3 protein-coding genes and 1 pseudogene are annotated in these 2,250 nt (G+C 42.8%); all 4 read left to right on the forward strand.

The annotated features are described in order from the left end of the window. A pseudogene (locus tag C1A07_RS16010) lies at positions 1-344 on the forward strand (helix-turn-helix domain-containing protein); the annotation flags it as partial. A gap of 33 nt (positions 345-377) precedes the next feature. Then, a complete protein-coding gene (locus C1A07_RS16015; RefSeq protein WP_101878191.1) occupies positions 378-830 on the forward strand; it encodes a GNAT family N-acetyltransferase in 453 nt (150 codons plus the stop codon). A 34-nt stretch (positions 831-864) separates the two neighbouring features. After that, complete coding sequence (locus C1A07_RS16020; protein ID WP_101878188.1) at positions 865-1,251, forward strand: YybH family protein; 387 nt, start codon at positions 865-867, stop codon at positions 1,249-1,251. Positions 1,252-1,262: 11 nt separating this feature from the next. Continuing rightward, positions 1,263-1,793 carry a dihydrofolate reductase family protein gene (locus C1A07_RS16025; RefSeq protein ID WP_101878189.1) on the forward strand — a complete coding sequence of 177 codons (531 nt, stop codon included), beginning with the start codon at positions 1,263-1,265 and terminating at the stop codon, positions 1,791-1,793. The last annotated feature ends 457 nt before the right edge of the window (positions 1,794-2,250 follow it).

Here is a 2,250-nt window from a genome sequence, read left to right on the forward strand (position 1 = left end):
ACCCGCAGTTAAGACAGCTTATCGCCGCCCATATTGATGATGACAGTTTTTGCCGCTATGTGATACAGCAGGACATAAACAAGATAGCTCTTGACCTGCGGGAAGCACATAAGGACGATTTTTTCAGCGTCCCGGAGGACAACCCGCTGGAAGATTTTTTACAGACCGCAGATGAAGTCGCCAGCGAGGGCAGCGACCCGGAGCAAGCGGCTTTGGCGTTTATCTGTAAGCGGCTCAAATTGAATTTGAAGAAGCTATCCGAAGAAGAAAAGAAGTGGCTGAAAAAGATTGCACAGAAGTCGGACTTGCTGAAAAATCCAAAGCCACAGCGGGGGCGGAAATAGAGGATGGATAAACAAGAAGTTGTGGAGGTAAATATGAAAGAATATACCTATGTTACTTTAAGACAAAAACCAGAATTAAAAGAAGCTGCTGCTGCATGGTTTCATGATAAATGGGAAGTGCCACAAGAAGCTTATCTTGAATGCATGGAAGCCTATCTCAATCATGAAACAGAATATGGTTGGTATCTCTGCTTAGACAGTGGACGCATTGTAGGCGGCCTTGGTGTGATCGAAAATGATTTTCATGACAGGAAAGACCTTGCTCCAAATGTATGTGCAGTATATACTGAACAGGAATATCGCTGTCAAGGAATAGCGGGACAATTATTGGATATTGTTGTGAAGGATATGAAGTCCAAAGAAATTGCCCCAATCTATTTGATTACAGACCACACAAGTTTCTACGAAAGATACGGCTGGGAATTTTTGTGCATGGTTCAAGGGGATAATGAGCCTGATATGACAAGGATGTATATCCATAGATAAATCTTGGCTTATGGATTGATAGGAGGATTTACATATGAATGAGGAAATCAAAAACTTGATAGCTGCTGCTGATAAAGCAATCAAAGAGGAAAGATTTGATGACTTAATGGAGTTTTATACAGATGATGCGGTGTTGGTGGTAAAACCAGGATTGGAAGCAAGAGGAAAGGAAGCGATTAAGGAGGCGTTTATAAAAATAGCAGCATATTTTAACAATAGCGTAGTTCCAACACAGGGAAAGATGCAGATGATTGAGGCGGGAGATACTGTACTCGTTTTGTCACAAACCTTGTTGGATGCAAATAAAAAAGAAGATTCAGAATACAGCATGGATCGCAGAGCCACCTATGTTTATAGAAACATAGGTGGGAAATGGCTATGTGCCATAGATAATTCGTATGGCACAACCCTTCTCGATTAAAGGAGTTTGATATGAAAAAAATCAGTTTGTTTATAGCGATGAGTCTCGACGGGTATATCGCAGACAGTAGCGGCAGCGTGAATTGGCTGACCGGACAAGGTAATGATGACGATAACATTGACGCATATTCTGAGTTTGTAAAAGACATTGATACAGTGGTAATGGGATGGAATACCTATCATCAAATCGTCACAGAACTTTCACCGGACGAGTGGGTTTATCAAGATTTTACAACTTATGTTGTGACGCATAATTCAAAGGAATCGTCTGATAAAATCCATTTTGTCAATGAAAGCCCTGTTGATCTGATAAAAAGGTTGCGGGAAGAAAACGGAAAAGGTATTTGGATCTGTGGTGGAGCGAACTTGATTCAACAGTTGGTTAAAGAAGATATAATTGATTGTTATTATATTACCGTTATTCCAACAATCTTAGGATCAGGTATTCGGCTTTTTGAAAAAGCTGACCATGAAATTAAGTTGAGGTTGCTAAAAACACAGTCATATAATGGCATGACAGATTTAATCTATACAAAAAGATAAATTCAGATTTACCGGGGAGATAGCATAGCCAGCCGAGCCAGTCAACGGTCAAGATGAACGGCGCAAAAATGCGCCGTCGTTGACAGCCCCGCCTGTCTTTGCTGAGGAGTAATCAAGACGGGAAAGCCCTAAAATGGCTTCCCCGCCCATTTCAACTTTACAGAAGTGTGCCCACAAGTTTGGGACACTTTGTCCCATAGTCCGGCGTTGTACAAGGGACGGGGGCTTTCATATACGCCCTGTCTGCTGATGAAACCAGCGCTGTGCTTGCGGCTCCACGCCATGCAATCACAGTTCTGTTTTCCTGCCGCTTCAAATGTCATTGCCTTCCCCGGCGGCAACCTCATTTTCGCAGCAACGCCGACAGAGCGTATAACACACTACACTTTGCAAGCAAAGTCGTGTGCCAAGGGGCAAGCCCCTTTGGAAACCCCGGACAACAAAACAGGCTGAATAT

It is taken from the genome of Lachnoclostridium edouardi (assembly GCF_900240245.1).
Classification (GTDB): Bacteria; Bacillota; Clostridia; order Lachnospirales; family Lachnospiraceae; genus Lachnoclostridium_A; species Lachnoclostridium_A edouardi.